Raw genomic sequence first — 18,994 nt, 5'->3', positions numbered from 1 at the left:
GCTTGGGATAGCCTCTTGTGTTTGAGCAGGATATACGTGAACACCTTAACATTTTATAAAAAATACACATAATCTATGAATTCTTCAATAAAATCTGCGCCGTTCTCATTTCTCCTTTTTTGATACATTGTGAATCCAACACTTTCATACATCCGTTGAGCAGGGGTTAGATCATCATTTGTGGTCACAATAATTTTTTTTACATCATTCTGGCTGATTCTATTAACCGCCTCTTGAAGCTGGATTTTACCATAACCATTGCCTTTATGTTTGGAAGCAATGCAATTATGCCCGATTTCTGCATACTCAGGCATGTTTCTCGGGTCCCACACCACAAATCCGATGGGTTCATCATCTACAGTTGTGATAAAAGCATATTTATCAGCAATTTGTAAATGCTCAAAGAAAAAGTTGTCACAATCCTGCCAATCAGAAATAGAGCTTTGTTCATATCTTCGATCAAATGAATACGCATCTGTCAATAATTCAAAGAGAATTCCCCGATTAAAGCTACTCAGTTTTTTGAATTTTACACTCATTTATTGGTAGCCCCCATTTCTTTTCTTACCTTTTTAAAATCGGGGAGCAGTACAGTGAAAGTGGTTCCTTGCATTGGAACACTGTCGCAGGTGATGGTTCCATCGTGCAGCTCAATGATTTTTTGGACAATCGTAAGCCCCAAGCCATTACCGGCAGTAGAGTGAGAGGTATCCTGTTGATAGAACTTGTCGAAGACCTTGGGGAGTGCATTTGGACTAATGCCTACTCCATTATCACGGAACGTAATTTCGACCTGATCCTTCAACCGCCTCATGGTAACTTCGATTTCACCGTACTCGGGCGTGAATTTGATTGCATTGTCTAATAAATTTAGCCAGACCTGGCTCAACATCTCTTTATTCCCGGGTACCTCATAATCCTGCACGTTGGCTTTGAAGGAAATATGCTTTTTCGTAAGTTTAGTATGCTGTAGCAGGACGCATTGGCGAATTTGTTCTCCAACATTGAAGGGTTGTCGATCGCTTAATATCGCTTGTGCTTCCACTTTGGAGAGGTTCAGGACATTTGAGGCCAGAGCCGCCAGGCGGGTAGATTCTTCGATAACAATATCCAGATATTCATTCCGTTCGTCCTTGCTCAGCTCATCATCCTTCAGGATTTCAGCGAACCCTTTAATCGATACAATCGGAGTACGGAATTCATGGGAGAAATTGTTTACAAAGTCTGTACGCAGAATTTCGATGCCACCCAGCTCCTCAGCCATCCGGTTAATATTCTCGGAGAGAATCTTGAATTCCGGAGGGTGTTTGAGCTGTAGCCGCATGGAGAAGTCCCCTCCGGCTAACTTGTCAATGGCATCGATAAAGGTATGGATTGATTTCAGCATTCTACGACTGGTAATGATCGATATGACGGTGCCGATAATGGTGCAGGCAATCAATATAATCAAGGTGAGAATTTTTTTGTCCTGGAGAATCCGCTCATCGAGCAGACCGAAGACTAGGGACAGATAGGTCAGGATTCCGGTGATCAGCATTGTAATGAGGAAAATGATGAATACACCAATCGAGAAGTAGATCGGCAGACTGATTTTGCTACTTAGCTTTTTGATCATGTTCTCACCGCCTTATAACCGAGACCGCGGACGGACACAAGTTCGAACTCCGGATAGTTTTCAAACCGTTTTCGCAAGCGATTGATGTGCACATTAACTGTAGTGTCCGTGGTTTCGCTGTCCATCCCCCAGATTTCGTCCATCAGCTGGATGCGAGTGAAAATGCGCTCCGGATAGGATAAAAGCTTATAGAGGAGATGGAATTCCTTTTGGGGAAGCGTCTGTTTTTCATTGTCTCGAGTTACTGTTAACGCATCGAAATCAAGAATGACTTTACCGACAACAAGCTTACGGGCGCTTACAATCTGTGAGCGGCGCAAAAGGGCTTGAATTCTCAACAGCATTTCTTCTGTATCCACAGGTTTGGTCATGTAATCGTCCGTTCCGAGGCGGAATCCTTTTTTCTTATCTTCTGGAAGCTGCTTGGCCGTGGCCATGAGGATCGGAATTGTGTTGTTCGCATTTCTTAGCTCTTCGGCAAATTCGTAACCATCCATCCCCGGCATCATGATATCGAGGATAATTAGATCGATATGCTGGACTTCAAGAACTTCCAGTGCCTGGATGCCATTCTCAGCTGTTAACACTTTATAACCTTCCCGTTTTAGGACAGCGTTCATTAGTTTTCTGACATGCTTATCGTCTTCCACAACGAGGATATTAATCATGGTTTCACTCCAATAGGTTCCGGATTTAACCGCTTATCCCCATAATTCTAAAGGATAAAAGTGCTAAAGACAAAATCTTTAGCGGTTCTTTAGATTCCATTGCGTTCTTCCTAAACTCCCTCGGTGTAAGTATCCGATCGGGCACTTTTATGCTTAGTGGTATTAATCTTCTTTAAAGGGCAATCTCAGTTGAAATGTGAAGACATCATTAGTATGTTTAAGTGTTAAGGTTCCCTCGTGCAACTCAGCAATATTTCTAGCAATGGAAAGGCCAAGTCCAGCTCCTGTTTGAATTCCTTCGCTATTTCTTGAATGGTCAACCTTATAAAATCGGTCAAATAGTCTTTTCTCTTGATCTCGTGTAAGAGGAGTCCCTTTATTTTCAATTTCTATGGAAATGTGTTCACAATTTGTTGTCATCCGTATGTAAATGCTTCCAGGCTTGTAGGAATATTTTAATGCATTCATGAGAAGATTATCGATAGCTCTTGCCACTTTTTCGCTGTCAATTAAAGTGAATACTGGTAAATCGGAGAATCCTTTCACGAGATGTACACTATTTTCTTGAGCAATCGGTTCGAATTCAAATAACAACTGATTTAAAAGCTGAGATAAATCGATTTTTTCTAGTTTTATCCTGGATTCAACTGAAGTAAGCCTGGTATATTCGAATAAATCATCAAGTAACTTCTTCAAATGAACCGCTTTGTTGTAGGTGTTTTGAATGAAACGTGTGTATTCTTCTTTATCTTGAAACGAACCTGTTCGTAAGAGCTCAATGTATCCAATAATGCTTGTAAGAGGTGTACGTAAGTCATGTGAAATCCCCGTGATCATCTCCATCTTCGATTTTTCAATTTCACGTTCCTTGATGATCTGTTTTTCTAGTTGCTCTGCCATCCGATTGATGTTTAACGCCACCGATCCTAGTTCATCTTGTCGTTCAACAGCTACCCGGTAACTTAAATTACCTTCGGAAATAATTTGAAGTCCATGCTCCAATGCAATTAAATCTTTGACGATTCGTCGGGTCAAGGAAAAAAATGTAATCACAAAAATAACTAAAAACATTGGTGTAAGAAGATAGGCCAGAAAATTGAACAACCATTCCCATTTTGTTACATTGGCAAAGTGAAAGAATAGGAGGCTAAGTGAGGTATTAATTGCTATGGTAATGATTAAACTCAACACCATCCTGATTAAAATATTGGTTTGAATTCGTTTGTTTTTTTCTGGTTTTCGCTTAATTCTAGTCAATTTTATAGCCAACTCCCCAAACAGTCTTAATATACAAAGGTTCTCTTGGGTTCTCTTCTAATTTTTCTCTTAAGTTACGAATATGGACCATTACGGTATTGTCAGAATATCCATAAGGTTCTTTCCATACATTCTCGTAAATTTGCTCCGAACTAAAAACTTGCCCAGGCCGACTTGCAAGCAAAGTCAAAATCGCAAATTCAAGTGGAGTCAATGAAACATCGGCTCCCTTAATCTTCACAGAATGTTTATTTTTATCTATTATCAGGTCTTTGATTATAAGTAGTGAATTGAATTCTTCCTTCCCAATTAAGGACTGACGCCGTAATTGGGCTTTCACACGAGCCAGTAGTTCCAGAGGATTAAAGGGTTTGATCATGTAATCATCTGCCCCAGTAGTTAAACCTGTGATTTTATCAATGTCTTCCTGCTTGGCTGACAACATAATAATAGGAATATTCGATATTTCTCTTATTTTCAGACAGGCTATAATACCATCCATTCGCGGCATCATAACATCCAGGATAACCAATTGAATGGGTGTTGTTTGTATTGCTATCAGGGCCTCCTGACCATCTGCTGCTTCAAGCACATGGTAGCCTTCATTTCGTAAATAAACATGAATCACATCTCGAATTTCAGAATCATCATCCGCAATAAGGATTGTATTCATTAACTACAACGCCCCTTCTTCATTTATTTATAATAGTTCCCTTTTTACGACAGACATAGACTATAGCAGGGGGAAGATTAAAAGGCACGAATTCTATTTTTTCAATACTAAAATATTCGGATAATTGCTTCTTCATCTGAAGTGAATATTGAAATGCGACAAATAATCCTCCTGGCTTGAGCGCTTGATAAATCTGTTCCACTAAGGTATCTCTCAGTTCACGTTCAAAATTAAAAAAGGGCAACCCACTAAAAATACAGTCTAGCTGATGAATATCTAAATCCTTCATTCTTTCTACTAAATGAGAAGCATCTGAATAACAGGAGAAGTCAGGGTATTCTGTTTTTAGATTATTTCTCATGGTCTCATCCATTTCAAACAATAATACTTTTGTTGTTTTATTTATCTTAGTACTAATTGCACGAGTGATTGCACCTGTCCCTGATCCAAGTTCAGCAACGGCCTTAACCTCGGGCCATTTCGCTTTTTTAACCATGGAATCTGCGAGAAACCGTGAACTTGGTATAACACTACCAACCCGTTTTGGATGTTGAATAAAACTTCGTAAAAATAAAATGTTTTCATTGAAGCTCACTTAGTTTCCCTCCATTAATTTAAGATTTAATTGAAATTAGGGATTGAATAAATTTGATAGAATGTGATCCCCGAAGTACGTACCTGCCGAGAAAAACATTAAGGTCCAACCTAAAGCACTGGTATAAGAAATAAGAGCAAATCGTCTATAACTTGTACCGCTTAGTCCGATTAATAGAGGGATGATATATCGTACAACTGGGATAAACATGCCAATGTACATAGCCATATTTCCGTATTTTTTCAAGATCTGCTCTGCTTTTTGAAAATGTCTATTCTGCTGGAATCTGTTCTTCAGTTTTTGACCGGAGAATTTACCTGCAAGATAAGCAAGTGTAAAGGCTGTTAATAGCCCTGATAAAATGCAGAAGTAAGTCATCCATGAATTAATTACCTCCATATGGCTCAGGGTTGCTCCGGTGAGGATTGTAATTTCATTAGGGATTGGAATTCCAAAAGGTCCTAGAGTGAAAGCAAGATAAAAAATCAGATATCCATACTGATTGATTAGCTCTAAGATCGTATTACTGGCCAATATGACACCTCTTTCGCTCAGTTCAATACAGAAATCTTAACGGAAAATTCTGAGGATTTAGTGGTGAGAATTCTAAAGAAATCCTGAAGAGGTGTATGGGAATCCTATGAAGATGATGTTTATCCGGGATAAGCAAAGTGAAGTGTTCCTAGATCATAAAAATGTCTCGTCTGGATTATCAAGGTGAATAATTCTCAGTAGATGGATGGTGAGAGTAGATATTCAAAATATTAGTATTTATACAAAAAAGTCCTGATGATCAAGAAACTTTTGATCAATCAGGACTTTTTTATTTTCATACACCCGGGTAATACTATAGCAATGGGCAAACTAGGTTGTCTCCCGTTGAATTAGTTGAAACGACAGTGGCTGCAGTTCCATCTCCCGCCCAAGTAGCACTGGAGCCAGCAGAAGAAAAGCGTTCTCTGCCTGTCCCGCAATCGGATTCAGAATGGTGGTGATTCCAAGGGTTCGCGACAGCTCTGAATGATCAAAACCAACGATGGCGAGATCCCCGGGCACGTCCAATTTCTGCCTGCGTGCTTCGCTGAGAATGCCCGCCGCGACCAAATCATTGGAGCACAAAATCGCGTCCGGCCGGTCTGTTTCATCCATAAGGGTGCGCAGTAACTGCTCTCCGTCGTGGATGCTGTAAATCGTAGAGTAATACCAATTCTCGACAACGGGAAGATTATATTTGGTCATGATGTGCTCATAGGCCAGGCGTCTGCTTTGGGTATTAATGCTGCTGGGACGGCCGAAGGCATTAGCGATACGCTTATAACCCCGCGCTATCAAATGCTCCAAAGCGAGTGCGTATCCATCATATTGGTTCATGGCAACGGACGGTATATCAGGATGGTCCATGCGCTGCCAGGATACGATGGGTCCGTATTTGCAGTAGGAAGAGATGACATTCTGTTCGTTAACGGAGGTCAGGATGAGCAGGGCGTCGACTCGTTTCATTTTGAGATCCTCAAAAGCCTGAAGCTCCTTTTGCTTATCCCCACCGGTAGTATAAATAATCGTCTGGTATCCGTAACGACCGGAGATTTCGACGAAGCTGTTCATAAAGCTCAGAATAAGCTCGTTTAAGTCCATGGTGATCATGCCGATTTGCTGCGTCTGACCTTTGGATAAAGAAATGGCATTTCGGTTAGGAACATAATCCGTTTCCTTCATAATGGCGAGAATTTTCTCACGAGTCTCCTTGCTAACATGAGGCGATTGGTTCAGGACGCGGGACACCGTGGCTTTGGAAAAGCCCGATAGCTTAGCAATTTCGTCAAGAGTGGACATCGGTTTGTTCTCCTTCACATGAATAATACTTGACATGTAACGCGTTCCAAGGTTTAGGATTCGAATTAGAGCAGTAATCCTATACTATCACAATAGCAAAGGCGGGAAAAAATATGGAATTGCAATTTCCAAAAGGATTCTTATGGGGCGGTGCTGTAGCAGCCAATCAGCTTGAAGGGGCGTATCAGGAGGATGGTAAAGGATGGTCCACCCAAGATGTTATGCCGAAGGGGATTAAGTCTGCGCCTACAGAGGTTCCTACTGACGATAATATGAAGCTGGTGGGAATCGATTTCTATCACCGATATAAAGAAGATATTAAGCTGTTCGCGGAAATGGGCTTTAAAGTGTTCCGGACGTCTATTGCCTGGTCCCGGATTTTTCCGAAAGGGGACGAGCTGGAGCCCAATGAAAAAGGTCTGCAGTTTTACGACGACCTATTCGATGAGTGTCATAAATACGGCATCGAGCCACTGGTGACTATCTCCCATTATGAAACTCCGCTACATCTGGCAAGAGAATATGATGGATGGGTTAACCGTAAGATGGTGGATTTTTACGAGCGCTATGTAAGAACGATATATAATCGTTACAAGAACAAGGTTAAATATTGGCTGACCTTTAACGAGATTAACTCCATTCTTGAGTTTCCATTTATGAGTGGCGGGATCAATACGCCGTTAGAGAAATTGAGTAAGCAGGATCTGTATCAAGCTATTCATCATGAGTTCGTAGCAAGTGCTCTGGCTGTGAAGATCGGACATGAGATTAATCCAGACTTCCAAATAGGGTGTATGGTGCTTAGCATGCCGATTTATCCTCTCACTCCGCATCCGGACGATTTGATCAAGGTAATGCAAAGTGATCACAAAAATATGTTCTTTGCGGATGTTCATGCTAGAGGGTATTACCCTGGCTATATGAAGCGGTTCTTCAAAGAAAATGGGATTCACATTCATTTTGAGCCAGGGGACGAAGAGATTCTGAAGCATACTGTGGATTTCATATCGTTCAGTTACTATATGAGCACTTGTGAAACGGCTGATCCAGAGAAACAGATCAGAGGAGAAGGGAACCTGCTGGGTGGGGTGCCTAATCCGTATCTGGAAGCGAGCGAATGGGGCTGGCAGATCGACCCACAAGGCTTGCGTTATGTTATGAATATGTTCTACGACCGATATCAGAAACCGCTGTTTATCGTGGAAAATGGTCTTGGCGCTGTCGATCAGCTGGTAGTAGATGGGAACGGCGAAAAGGTAATAAACGACGACTATCGGATCAATTATTTACGAGATCATCTGGTTCAGGTCGCGGAGGCTATTGCCGACGGAGTGGAAGTCATGGGCTATACAAGCTGGGGCTGCATCGACTTGGTTAGCGCAACGAGCGCCGAACTAAAGAAACGTTATGGCTTCATTTATGTGGACCGTCATGATGATGGTTCAGGTACTCTTGAACGATACCGGAAGAAGTCCTTCCACTGGTACAAAGAAGTGATTGAATCAAATGGACAGAACCTGTTCTAGGATGTCGGTTGACATCATGAATTGAACATGTTAATTTGTAAATAACAATTAATCGGATATCAGGATTGCTACTGCATAGCAGGCAAAACCTAAGTTTCATTTATGTTTACGGGAGATTTCTCTCTCGTGCATAAATGTGATTTAGGTTTTTTTGCGTTCATTCCTTCTCGATTGATTAATATATCGGTTACCAAAGGGGTGTAGGATAATGAGTTATGAACAGCTGGGTAAAGACATCATTCAATCTGTCGGTGGAGAGAAAAATATTAACAACGTAATTCACTGTGCTACTCGACTAAGATTCACGCTTAATAATGAACAGAAAGTTGATAAAGAAAAGCTGGATAAAATGGAAGGGATTATTGGTGCAGTTAGCAAAGGGGGACAATTCCAAGTTATTGTGGGTACCCATGTTGCTGATGTTTATAAAGAGATAAGCAAATCCATATCCCCTAGTAGTAATTCTGGCGATAATACGGTTAAGAAACCTATAGGAACCCTGATTTTTGATGTGATTTCTAGAAGCTTCTCGCCTTTAATTGGTGCCTTAGCGGGTGCGGGTATGTTGAAAGCGCTATTAACTGTACTGACTTCGTTAAATGTTTTAGCAGCGGATGGAGAGACTTACAAAGTACTAGCCGGCGCTAGTAATGCCGTGTTTTACTTTCTGCCAATTTTCCTAGGCATTACGTTATCGATTAGACTTGGTGTAAATGCTTACGTAGGGGGCGCTATCGGTGCGGCTTTACTCGAACCAAATATTACGGGATTAGCCAGTATTGAATCTCCACATTTTCTAGGTATTCCTTTAGTAATGTCGGATTATTCATCGAGCGTTTTTCCGATTTTCATCGCTATCTGTATATATGCTTTATTAGATAAGCAGCTAAGAAAGTTTATACACAAGGATTTACAATTGTTCTTGGTACCTATGTTATGTTTGATGTTAATTGTTCCTTTAACCATTTTGGTTTTCGGACCGTTTGGAGTGAATGTAGGGAACTTAATCGGAGACGCTATTGTGTTCCTCAGCAGTAAGAGTGGTATTATTACGGGTGCAATTGTGGGGATTTCCTGGACGTACCTGACCGTGCTCGGTTTGCACTGGGGACTCGTTCCGATTATTCTTGAAAACATTGCTAAGGGTGGAGATCCGATCTATGCAATGGCAGGTATGGCTATTTTCGCTCAACTTGGTGTTGCCTTAGGTATTTTCTTGAAAACAAAAGACAAAAAGTTGAAAACATTGGCCGGAAGTACCTTTTTACCTGGCGCGCTCTCAGGCGTAACTGAACCTATTATTTACGGATTGCTGACACGTTACAAACGGACTTTTATTTATGTATCTATTGCCGGTGGTCTAGGTGGAGCGATGTCGGGTCTTGCTGGTGTAAAAATGGAAGTATTCGCATTTGTTAGCGTATTAAGTCTTCCTGCATTCTCACCTTTGGCTATTCAAGCGATCATAGCTCTTGGGACGATTATATTGGCTACGGTGATTACGATGTTCTTTGGTTTTGAAGACAAAAAGAAAGTGATCGCTGAGGAAGAAACAACGAGTTCTGAGAACAATGAGGTTATTCTGCCTCACGCTGTGAAAAGTACAACGGTTGCAAGCCCTCTTGCCGGTAACGTAATCCCATTATCCTCCGTAGATGATGCTGCATTTGCTTCTGAAGCAATGGGCAAGGGGATGGCAATTGAACCTTCAGAAGGTAAGCTGTACTCCCCAGTAAGCGGGGTTGTATCCACCATTTTTAGAACAGGTCATTGTATTGCAGTCGTATCGGATGATGGCGTTGAAGTTCTGATTCATATCGGTATAGAAACTGTGAAGTTAAAGGGTAAATACTTTGATGTGAAGGTGGAAGAAGGAGCAACTGTTAAACAGGGTGACCTACTGATTGAATTCGATCTCGAGCAAATTAAAAATGAAGGCTATCAAAGTACAACACCGATCATTATTACCAATACAGCTAACTATAGTGACGTTATTGGCACTAAAAAAGCAGCGATCACACCGGGCGAAGATTTGTTGACGGTAGTAGTTTGATTAGTGGCAGGCCATAAGAATTAAAACGAAATCGATCTCTTAGTATGGATGCTGAGAGGTCGATTTTTTTATGAAAAACATAATAAAAATATAGCTAGTTGCGCATAATGGAAAGGATTGCTAGATGCTTGTCGACTAAATAAGTCCATGGTATGATTTTTATAAATTAATAATTGTGGATTGTTACTGGTCGTGCAGGCAAAACCCGAAGTTAAGCCATTTGTTTAATGGTTACTTTTGGTTTTGCCTTTTTTAATTTTTGGTACAAGGAGTTGTAGCATGCAGATTGAAAAAATATTAAACAATAATGTAGTTACCGTCATAGATGATCAAAATATTGAATTGGTAATCATGGGGAGAGGCCTTGCTTTTAAGAAAAAACGAGGAGACATCTTAGAAGAAGACAAAATTGAAAAAATATTTACGTTAAACAATCAAAAACTATCAGATAAGCTAAAAACGCTTCTTTCCGAGATTCCAATAGAGCATATGGAGCTTTCAGAAGAGATTATCAACTTTGCCAAACTGCAACTCGGTAAAATGTTGGACGATAGCATCTATGTTAGTCTGACCGATCATATCAGCTTTGCGTTGGAGCGATTCTCAAAAGGAATGAAGATTAAAAACGCTATGCTTTGGGAAATTAAAAAGTTCTATAAGGAAGAATACGAGGTTGGGAAAGCTGCACTTCAAATTATTCACTCAAAGTTCGGCGTTAGGCTTCCCGAGGATGAGGCAGGACATATTGCTCTCCATCTGGTGAATGCTGAATTAAATGAAGAGATGCCCAATATGGTGAATATTACGAAGATAATGAATGATATATTAAATATTGTGAAGCATCATTTCAGACTAGAATACGATGAGGAGTCCCTCTCTTATTACCGGTTTATCACTCACTTGAAATTTTTTGCACAACGTCTCATCAACGGTACACCGCCGCCGGATAATGAGAATGGCTTATTTAATTTAGTGAAGGAGCAATACAAAGATGCTTTCGCCAGTGTTGAAAAAATAAAAATCTATATTGATAAAACATACAATCGTGAATTAACAAATGATGAAATGTTGTATCTCACCATACACATTGAAAGAATTACCAACCAAAAAATGGAGTAGCAAACATCCTAATGATCAAGGAAGCCCTTGATTTATTAGGATTTTTTTTAGAGAATATAAAATTTTAACTTTGACTTTCAGCGGAATCACGTATAAGATATCTATTATGTTCTCTATGATAATCATTATCAATAGGATGATAACAATTATCATAGAATAAAACTTCGAGCGGTACATACAGGGGGATAAAGAGAATGCACAAAAGGTTAATTAGTTTATTTATGGTTATCGCTATCATATTGGTAGTATCTGGCTGTGGTACTAGCCAAAAGAATAATTCAACATCGAACGCGGGAGCAAATGACAAACCAGCTTCTGAAAATGCAAGTAGTGAATCTACAAGCGGTCCGATCGTATTAAAAGATTCTAAAGGCGAGGTTAAGTTGGATAAACCTGCGCAAAAGGTTGTAGTTCTGGAATGGACATTTACAGAAGATATTATTGCGCTCGGAATGCAGCCGGTGGGGAACGCCGATAACGAAAACTACAAGTTATATGTAACTTCTGAAGTACCACTCGATGCAAGCGTAACGGATGTTGGTTCACGCGACGAGCCGGATCTAGAGACCATTGCTTCATTAAAACCAGATTTGATTATTGCGAATACGGGTGGACACGAAGGAATTTATGATCAATTAAAAGGCATCGCTCCAACACTGATTTTCGGTCTGTATCCGGAAGAAGGACAAGGCAATCAGTATACGTTGATGGAAGATACTTTCAAAACGATTGCAGCGGCTGTAGGTAAAACCGCGGAAGGCGACAAGGTTCTTGCTGACCTGGATGCACATTATGCGGAAGCGAAGGCAAAGCTGGCTGAAGCAGGTAAAGAAGGCTTGAATTACGTGCTGACGCAAGCTTACAGCTACCAGAATGCAGCAACATTGCGTCTTTTTACAGATAACTCACTTGCTGTACAAACATTGGAGCGGATTGGTTTGAAGAACGACTGGAAACCCGAAAAATTCGAAGCTTACGGCTTCACTACATCAACGGTTGAAGCATTGCCGGCTGTTCAGGATACTAACCTGATGTATATCGTCCAGAAGGATGATAATATTTTCACGAAAGAGCTGAAGGATAATTCCGTGTGGAACGGCCTTAACTTTGTGAAAGAGAATCGTACTTTCGGTTTGAGCAGTACTACTTGGGTTTTCGGCGGTCCGATCTCCTCCAAAGTTATCGTGGATGAAGTTATAAATACATTAACGAAATGAGTGCTTTTATGAACGGGAAGAGCAGAAAAGAAGCCTCGAGTGGAATGATCTGGCGTATCATTGTAATATTTGGGGGCGGCCTTGCCGCCCTCTTTGTTCTGTCCATTCTAAGCCTAGGCTTCGGTGAAGCCAAAATCCCTGCAGCTACGGTGTTGGAGGGATTGCTGAATCGCCAGGATGTGATGGAACATAATCTGCTCTGGGATATCCGGATGCCGCGTACGGTGATAGGCCTACTGGCTGGGGCCGCCCTGGCTGCGGCTGGAGCATTACTGCAAACGATAACGAAGAATCCGCTGGCTTCCTCAGATACATTAGGGATTAATGCCGGAGCTTATTTTATGGTTGTCCTTGGAATGGTTACTTTTCCAGCTTTGCAGCATCAGTTCCCATTCTTGCTTGCAGTAGCAGGGGGACTGCTTGCCGCATTAGCCGCTTATTTGTTGAGCGGTGGTAAAGGGGCTACGCCTGTCCGATTGGCATTATCAGGTATGATTGTGTCTATGGTTCTCGGAGCTTTTACATCGGCCCTACATATTTTTAACAAGAACGAAACACAAAACCTATTCTTATGGGGCTCAGGCTCATTGATACAGCTAGATTGGGACGGTGTTAAGTATGCCTGGCCGTTTGTAATTCCATTGCTTATAGCAGCTATGCTCGCAGGTAGACAATTTGATGCGCTGGAGCTTGATGAATCCACTGCCCGCTCGCTTGGGCAACGTGTTGGATTGGCACGGGGTTTAGGTCTAGGTTTATCTGTATTATTGGCTGCGGTCGTGGTCAGCGTGGTCGGTCCGATCGGATTTGTTGGTCTAGTGGCTCCTCATCTGGTTCGGCTTAGTGGTATTCGAAAGCACCACCTGCTCATTCCTGCAAGTGCGTTGTGGGGAGCCCTGCTCATTACGGCAGCGGATACGCTTGCGCGCGTGGTTCGTAGCAGTGTAGGGGAGATGCCAGTTGGGGCAGTTATGGCGATCATTGGAGCGCCTTGGCTCATTTGGCTAGTCCTCACCAAGATGAAAAATATCTCAGGTTCAGGCTCTGGTCAGTCATCTATGAATATAGGCGGAACAGCGCTTCGGATGCGCTTTGTTCCGACGGTCATATGTATGACCGTCCTGCTCATTGTTGTTATCCTTGTGAGTTTGTCACTTGGGGGAACGAGAATACCAATCAGGGATCTGTTGAGCAGTCTTGTCCACAGCGGAGATGGATCGTATTCCGTCCTGTTGAATTTACGACTTCCGCGTACACTCGTTGCCGCTGGCGGCGGTATAGCTCTTGCCGTTAGCGGTGTCTTGATTCAAAGCGCTGTCCGAAATCCGCTGGCTGATGCCTCCATTATTGGTGTGACCTCGGGTGCTGGATTGGGGGCGCTAACTGTGATGATCGCTTTTCCGGCACTGACGGTAATAGCGGTCCCCATTGCAGCAATTGCGGGTGGTGCTCTAGCTGCAGCCTTTGTGTTTGTTTTGGCATGGCGTAGAGCCTTGAATCCATCTGTCCTTATTCTGCTTGGAATCGCTGTATCAGCCATTGCCTCTGCGGGAATACAGGTTATGATCGTCAAGGGGAGTTTATGGAGCAGCAGCTCCTTAATTTGGTTAACGGGTTCGACTTACGGACGAAGCTGGAATCAATTTAATAGCTTGTTTATCTTTTTGATTGTACTTGTTCCATTGGCTTATTATTTAGGACGTAGATTCGATTTATTAGCATTTGGCGATGAGAGTTCAACAGGTTTGGGTCTGTCCGTTCGCGGAACTCGACTTTGGGCTATGATTATCGGTGTGATGCTTGCAGCGGGAGCCGTTGCAAGTGTAGGAACCATTGGGTTCCTCGGACTTATGGCGCCGCATGCGGTACGGATGATGATTGGGCATCACACTAGACGATCTATTGTTCTGTCAGGATTACTTGGCGGATTGATGCTCGTGATTGCGGATACGCTGGGAAGAACCATAATGGCACCGAAAGAAATCCCATCAGGCCTTATTATTATGTTGATCGGAGCTCCGTATTTCCTATTTCTAATGTATAGATCACAGGTTAGAAAAGTGTAAATCTTCGCGAAGCTGAATAATTTGAGTACTGGAAGGAGAGAGCGTGGTAATACCGCGCTCTCTTTTTCTCTGAGTGCATAACCCGTCTTCCATCATGGACTGATGGGGAAGATTATTTTTTTGTAACCTATAAATCATGAAACTTTTATATACTTAGAGGCGTCAAATAAGTAGGTAAAAAATGTATTCGTCATTCCAGGAGGGTGGATTTGTGAAAAAGTTATGGATTTCAATTTTAGTGGTTTTAGTAGCCTTTCCGATGATGTTTCAATCTTCAGTGAAGGCTGCTACTCCGATCAGTATTATTATTGACGGTGTTCGATTGTCTACAGATCAAGCACCGGTAATGGTGAACGGGCGGACGATGGTACCGCTGCGGGCTATTTTTGAGGCCTTTAATGCCTCCATCAAGTGGGATCAAAAGGCACAAACTGTAACTGCGACTAAAGATAATACAACGATTATGTTAAAGATTGGCTCAAAGACAGCCACCATTAACAATAAGGCTGTAACGCTAGACGTGCCTGGTTTAAATCTGAAGGGGAGAACGATGGTCCCAACAAGGTTCGTCAGTGAAGCGCTGGGCCATGAAGTGGGATGGAACCCTAAGACGCAAGTTGTAACTATAACGACTTCTGCCTCGAATGTTGGAAACGCTGGACCAGTATCTAACATAGTAGCGCAGGATGTGAGTGATTATGGTGACGGTCGGGATCTTCAGGTTAGCTTCACACGAGCAGTTAATGAATCTCTAGTAGATCATTACCGTGTTCTGATTGTGAAGTCAGGGAATATTCTCAACCTGTCATCCGCACAAGCGGTAGCCTCTTACAATTATTCTACGGTATTACCGACAGGCACAAATCCTTCGATTAAATTAACATCCATTTCGAGGACTGTTGATGGTGATTCAATTAAGAATAATCAAGCGTATGTGGCGTATGTCTTGACGGTTGGCAAAGGAAGTAATACCAGTGCACTTTCTATTGGGTCCTCCTCTATAACACTAGTGAATAAGACTGTAACAGCAATAAATAATGTACAAGTAAATGATATAAGTGATTATGGGGATGGAAGAGATTTATCGGTCAGCTTCAATAAGCTGTCAGATGAGTCGAAGATAAGTTCTTATCGGATATTCGTTGTTAAAGGTAATAATTATTCGAATTTTAATTTAACCACAGCCAATAATGTATCTAGTGCGAACAGCACGCTAGTCAGTAAGACAGGGAATAATATCACTCAAATTTTATCTTCAGCATCCAGAGATACAGACGGAGCACTTCTTAAAACAGGCGTAAGCTATAGAGTGTTTGTTATGGCGATGGATAACAGCAATGCAGCTAATAATGTATTGTCTTCTGTTTCCTCTGCAATAACACTGACCAACATAGGTGTCTCTAACTTAACTGTCAGCGACGTTAGCAACTATAATGATGGCCGAGATTTAAGGGTGTCATTTACTCATGCGACGGACGAAACCTATATTAGCCAGTACCGGATCATGGTGGTTCCAACGTCATATTACAGCAGCTTTAGTTTAGCCGAAGCCAATAATGTAACAAATGCCAACTATACAGCGGCTAGTACAAATGGTACTTCAACCAGCCTAACATTGAGCTCGTCAGCCAGAGATGTACGTGGAGCTTTGATAAAGAATGGAGTCAGCTACAAAGTATATATCTTATCTATTGGAAGCGGAAGTAATTCAGGAGGGAATGTTCTTTCGAATGCTTCATCAGTAATTACATTAATTTATGATTCCAGTGTGAGCACAGTCTTTAACTTGAGTGTCAGCGATGTTTATGATTATGGAGATGGCCGAGATTTGAGAGTGTCATTTACTCATGCAACGGACGAAACCTATATCAGTCAGTACCGAATTATGGTAGTTCCAACGTCATATTATGGCAGTTTTGATTTATACGCAGCTAATAATGTAGTAAGTGGCAACTATACAACTGTTAGTACAAGTGGGTCTTCTACAAATCAGGTCTTGTATTCGTCAACTAGAGATGTTCTCGGTGATCTGATTAAGAGTGGGAGTAGCTATAGAGTGTATGTGTTATCTGTTGGAAGCGGAGGTTATTCGGATTCTAATGAGCTCTCTTCCGCTTCACCGATAGTTACATTGTTTAATAATTCCAGCCTAAAGGCTGTTACAAACTTGAATGTTAGCGATGTTAATGACTACGGCGACGGCCGGGATTTGCAGGTATCGTTTAACCACGCCACAGATGAAACTTACATCAACCAATACCGGATTATGGTGGTACCTACGTCTGATTACAGCAGCTTTAGCCTGTCTGATGCAAATAATGTATCCAGTGCTAATTACACCTCGGTAAGCACATCGGGCAGCAGTACCAGTCAAGTATTAGATTCTTCCGCCAGAGACGTACGTGGTAATTTAATAAAGGCTGGAATTAGTTATAAAGTGTATGTATTATCTGCCGGCAACGGAAATTATGCGGGTCCAAATGCAATTTCCGGGGAATCATCAGCCATTACGTTATCTGCGAATAAAAGTCCGGTGATCTCTGTAACAAATGTAACGTATAGAGAAGACAATGGTAGAATCCTGATCAGTTTCGACAAATCAGCCAATGAATCCAACATCTCAGAATACCGAGTATTGGTGGTTCCGTCTAAACAAGGGTTTGGTACGGCGGATGCACTTGCGGTGAATTCCTCTTATTATTCGTCGGTAACCCCTAACGGGACGAATCCTTCAACATTCACTGCGATAAGGGATGTTAACGGCAATTCAATTGTTAAAGGTATTAAGTATAAGGTGTATGTTCTTGCTGTAGCCAATAATAGCGGTATGCAGAATGGCGGTCTTTCAAATTCAACGGAGGAGTTTGAATTAAGCTCAGGGCGTGACGGAAGAGATTAAACGTACGATATGGAATTGGAATGAGACTTTTAGCTCTTTTAGCCTGGCCACTAATGGTCAGGCTTTTGTTTTATGTACATAATTTCCTTGAGTTTCATGATATAGTAGTGACCGAGAAGTTTGTGCTATTTTTCACAATTAATTATGTTACGATCCTGAAATCTTGTACCTCATATGACTAAAAAGGAGCAAAGAAAAATGAAAATTGGTGAATTCTCCAAAAAGAATAACGTGACGCAAGATACCATTCGCCATTATATAGATATGGGCCTTCTAGTTGCTGAAAAACAGGGCTGGCAGTATAAATTTAGTGAAGAAGATAGCTGTGATATCGAAAAAATTACGATGCTGAAGCAGTTGGATTTTTCGCTGACTGAAATTCAGGAGATTTTATGCTTCAATCGCATTGGCGGTGAAAAGACAGATGAGTTCAGAGATTTCTATTTATCCTTACTGGAGCGAAAAAAAGAGCAGAATCTGAAAGAACAGCAAAGATGTAAGGAGATTGACTTCCTTCTGAAAGATCGAATCAATGAGTTGAAAAGGTATGGAATCAGTGAAAAGAAAAGACTGGGATTTCCTCTGTCCTCTACAGGATTATTATATTGCCCTTGTTGCAAGCAAGCTTTGGAGATCAGTGACGGGATTGTAGAAAAAAGTATGCTGATCGAAGCTACTGTTCATTGTGAATGCGGTTACATTGCTGTGATAGAAGATGGAATCTACATCGATAAGAAGGCGGTAAGGAAAAAGATTGAGATCCCTTCGAAGAAAAAATTCCTCGAGGTGACTTCGCCGAAGTTTGTGAATTTTATGTATAACGGAACTCATACGATCATCGACTATATTTTAAACCACGGAAATAGCCCTAAATATATCATGGAGTTAGATAATTGTGTGGGTAGATTTCTAATGCAGTATATTGATTACCTGCCTAAAGGCTGCACTTATGTGCTTATTTGTCATGACAAGGACAGAATAACGAGTGTGAAGGATAATTTAGTGCAACAGCATGAGCATAGTAACTTCATCTTTTTCTGCTGTGCCATGGATCAATTACCGATTGCAGAATCCTCTATGGATATCATCATCGATCATTGGATGAGCAGAATATACGCTAAATCAACGAATAAATCCCTATTAGATATTGTATCGCCGTTTTTAAAAGAAGAGGGTCTTCTCACGGGTGCCTATCCTCATATCGGAACGAAAAGCAAGGACTTCATAAACATTCCGCTTGAATTAAGAGATTACTTTAATAAAAATAGAATATTGGAAAGATTGGATGCTTTGTATTTTTCACAGCTAGAGGTTGCAGAAATCGGTCCGGTTCTTGAGAACAACCCCTATATTGATATGAATGATAAAGAACAATATCTGATGCTGTATGCGGGCAGGAAAAAAAGTCAGATCGATAACATTTCACCTGCGAACGAATTTGAGCGGAAAAGAAGACAAAATTTGATTTCCTAA

15 protein-coding genes are annotated in these 18,994 nt (G+C 41.4%); 7 read left to right on the top strand and 8 right to left on the bottom strand.

Translation table 11 applies throughout. From position 1 onward, the window contains the following. Positions 1–53 precede the first annotated feature (53 nt). The 8 genes from ACDZ28_RS03115 to ACDZ28_RS03080 all read right to left on the bottom strand — a co-directional run bounded on the left by ACDZ28_RS03115 (position 54) and on the right by ACDZ28_RS03080 (position 6,641). A complete protein-coding gene (locus ACDZ28_RS03115) occupies positions 54–539 on the bottom strand; it encodes a GNAT family N-acetyltransferase (protein ID WP_375103985.1) in 486 nt (161 codons plus the stop codon). Then, positions 536–1,615, bottom strand: a complete 1,080-nt coding sequence (locus ACDZ28_RS03110) for an ATP-binding protein (protein WP_375103984.1) — start codon at positions 1,613–1,615, stop codon at positions 536–538. The genes ACDZ28_RS03115 and ACDZ28_RS03110 overlap by 4 nt, the downstream gene beginning before the upstream one ends. Beyond that, the gene (locus ACDZ28_RS03105) at positions 1,612–2,283 is read right to left on the bottom strand and encodes a response regulator transcription factor (protein ID WP_076120943.1); all 672 of its coding nucleotides are present in this window, start codon (positions 2,281–2,283) and stop codon (positions 1,612–1,614) included. Before ACDZ28_RS03105 ends, ACDZ28_RS03110 begins: the two co-directional genes overlap by 4 nt. Before the next feature lie 162 nt (positions 2,284–2,445). Further along, complete coding sequence (locus tag ACDZ28_RS03100; protein ID WP_375103983.1) at positions 2,446–3,540, bottom strand: sensor histidine kinase; 1,095 nt, start codon at positions 3,538–3,540, stop codon at positions 2,446–2,448. Next, on the bottom strand, positions 3,533–4,213 hold the full coding sequence (locus ACDZ28_RS03095; protein ID WP_042130977.1) for a response regulator transcription factor: 681 nt from the start codon (positions 4,211–4,213) through the stop codon (positions 3,533–3,535). Before ACDZ28_RS03095 ends, ACDZ28_RS03100 begins: the two co-directional genes overlap by 8 nt. A 19-nt stretch (positions 4,214–4,232) precedes the next feature. Next, positions 4,233–4,808 carry a class I SAM-dependent methyltransferase gene (locus ACDZ28_RS03090; RefSeq protein WP_042130976.1) on the bottom strand — a complete coding sequence of 192 codons (576 nt, stop codon included), beginning with the start codon at positions 4,806–4,808 and terminating at the stop codon, positions 4,233–4,235. Positions 4,809–4,844: 36 nt separating this feature from the next. Then, entirely contained in the window at positions 4,845–5,342 is a 498-nt protein-coding gene (locus ACDZ28_RS03085) for a DedA family protein (protein ID WP_375103982.1), read from the bottom strand. A 330-nt stretch (positions 5,343–5,672) separates the two neighbouring features. Next, positions 5,673–6,641: a LacI family DNA-binding transcriptional regulator gene (locus tag ACDZ28_RS03080; RefSeq protein WP_341115972.1), complete on the bottom strand. Its 969-nt coding sequence runs from the start codon at positions 6,639–6,641 to the stop codon at positions 5,673–5,675. 113 nt (positions 6,642–6,754) lie between these two features. Between ACDZ28_RS03080 and ACDZ28_RS03075 the strand changes: the two genes are divergently transcribed. The 7 genes from ACDZ28_RS03075 (at position 6,755) to ACDZ28_RS03045 (ending at position 18,994) form a co-directional block, all read left to right on the top strand. Continuing rightward, positions 6,755–8,167 (top strand): glycoside hydrolase family 1 protein, encoded by a 1,413-nt coding sequence (locus ACDZ28_RS03075; protein ID WP_375103981.1) that lies wholly within the window; start codon positions 6,755–6,757, stop codon positions 8,165–8,167. A gap of 208 nt (positions 8,168–8,375) precedes the next feature. Further along, positions 8,376–10,220, top strand: coding sequence for a beta-glucoside-specific PTS transporter subunit IIABC (locus ACDZ28_RS03070; protein WP_042130972.1), 1,845 nt, complete (start codon positions 8,376–8,378; stop codon positions 10,218–10,220). Positions 10,221–10,499: 279 nt separating this feature from the next. Then, complete coding sequence (licT, locus tag ACDZ28_RS03065; protein WP_042130971.1) at positions 10,500–11,339, top strand: BglG family transcription antiterminator LicT; 840 nt, start codon at positions 10,500–10,502, stop codon at positions 11,337–11,339. Positions 11,340–11,533: 194 nt separating this feature from the next. Beyond that, positions 11,534–12,556, top strand: coding sequence for an ABC transporter substrate-binding protein (locus ACDZ28_RS03060; protein ID WP_042130970.1), 1,023 nt, complete (start codon positions 11,534–11,536; stop codon positions 12,554–12,556). Beyond that, entirely contained in the window at positions 12,553–14,622 is a 2,070-nt protein-coding gene (locus tag ACDZ28_RS03055; protein WP_375103980.1) for an iron ABC transporter permease, read from the top strand. Before ACDZ28_RS03060 ends, ACDZ28_RS03055 begins: the two co-directional genes overlap by 4 nt. A gap of 211 nt (positions 14,623–14,833) precedes the next feature. Then, positions 14,834–17,521 (top strand): copper amine oxidase N-terminal domain-containing protein, encoded by a 2,688-nt coding sequence (locus ACDZ28_RS03050; RefSeq protein ID WP_339288075.1) that lies wholly within the window; start codon positions 14,834–14,836, stop codon positions 17,519–17,521. A 198-nt stretch (positions 17,522–17,719) separates the two neighbouring features. Continuing rightward, on the top strand, positions 17,720–18,994 hold the full coding sequence (locus ACDZ28_RS03045; protein WP_042130969.1) for a MerR family transcriptional regulator: 1,275 nt from the start codon (positions 17,720–17,722) through the stop codon (positions 18,992–18,994).

It is taken from the genome of Paenibacillus sp. RS8 (assembly GCF_041956825.1).
Lineage (GTDB): Bacteria > Bacillota > Bacilli > Paenibacillales > Paenibacillaceae > Paenibacillus_AQ.
Note: the sequence above shows the minus strand (reverse complement) of the source record. Positions and strands in the feature narration are given on the sequence as shown.